The organism is Acidiphilium sp. AL (genome assembly GCF_025499445.1).
Taxonomy (GTDB): Bacteria; Pseudomonadota; Alphaproteobacteria; order Acetobacterales; family Acetobacteraceae; genus Acidiphilium; species Acidiphilium iwatense.
This window is the reverse complement of record NZ_JAIMBZ010000128.1, coordinates 1-1,015: the sequence shown is the minus strand read 5'-3', so window position 1 is coordinate 1,015 and position 1,015 is coordinate 1. Positions and strand designations below refer to the sequence as shown.

The window sequence follows — 1,015 nt, the reverse complement described above, 5'->3', positions numbered from 1 at the left end:
CGCCGATTTCTTCGCCAACGTCCGATCCGTCGTCGGGACCGCCGCGCGACACGGCCTTGATGCCTACACCGCCATCAAAAACGCCGTCACCGGAGCATCACTGCCGATCGACCCCCTGCCGGGTTGAGCAGATACCGATTAAGGATGTCCATACTGTTGCTGCCGCAGCGGAATGGCGGATGATGGAGGACGATCATCGTCGATCGATTGGGTGCTGCGGCCAGCGTCCTGTCGAGGAATCCCATCCGCCCGCCATCCATCGCGCCATATGCGTGGCCCGGCACCACCGTGTCGAGCATGACTAGGCGCACCGGAAAATCCTCCACCGCATACTGGATGAAATCGGGATGGTCGCACACCCCAGGCAGATGACCGATTATCTTGCGGAATTCTGCGCGCCGGTCATGGTTGCCGGGGATCAAGTAAACCGGCATCCGCGCGTAGCGCTCGATCAACTGAACGAAATTGCGGTATTCCTCCTCCAGCCCGTTCTCGGTGAGATCGCCCGAGATCACCAGCAGATCCGGCACCGGACGGAGCGCAGCAAGCGTCCGGAATGCGCGCTCCGCCAGCATGTTCGTCTCCACGACCCGTGCCGCTAGCCGGCCGGTGGCGCAGATGTGAAGGTCAGTCAGTTGGGCGATCAATAGGATACCTGCTTACCCATCTTGATCAGCCACTTTCAGAGCGGTACAAAACAGAGACATGATGCTGTGAGCGGATGAAATCGATGGCTCGGAATGCGGTGCAGTTTCAGCGAGGGCTGAGCGAGGCTGAATTTGATCGATTGTACGGCACGGAGGAGCAATGCCGTGCCATGGTGATCTCGGCCCGGTGGCGCGATGGTTTTTCCTGCCCGGTTTGTGGTGGACGGTCTCATAGCGAGGTGAAGACGCGGGGCCTGTTTCAATGCACGAAATGCCGCCGGCAGACCTCGCCGATCGCGGGGACGATTTTCGCCGCGACCAAATTGCCACTGCGGACGTGGTTTCGGGCCATATACCATCTGACCCAG

2 protein-coding genes are annotated in these 1,015 nt (G+C 60.3%); one reads left to right on the top strand and one right to left on the bottom strand.

All coding sequences use genetic code 11. The features are described from left to right. Positions 1 to 86: 86 nt before the first annotated feature. Positions 87 to 647, bottom strand: a complete 561-nt coding sequence (locus tag AiwAL_RS20300) for a metallophosphoesterase (protein ID WP_262313505.1) — start codon at positions 645 to 647, stop codon at positions 87 to 89. Positions 648 to 721: 74 nt separating this feature from the next. Here AiwAL_RS20300 and AiwAL_RS20295 point away from each other — a divergent pair. Next, on the top strand, positions 722 to 1,015 hold a 294-nt coding region (locus AiwAL_RS20295), incomplete at its 3' end, for a transposase (RefSeq protein ID WP_316044814.1).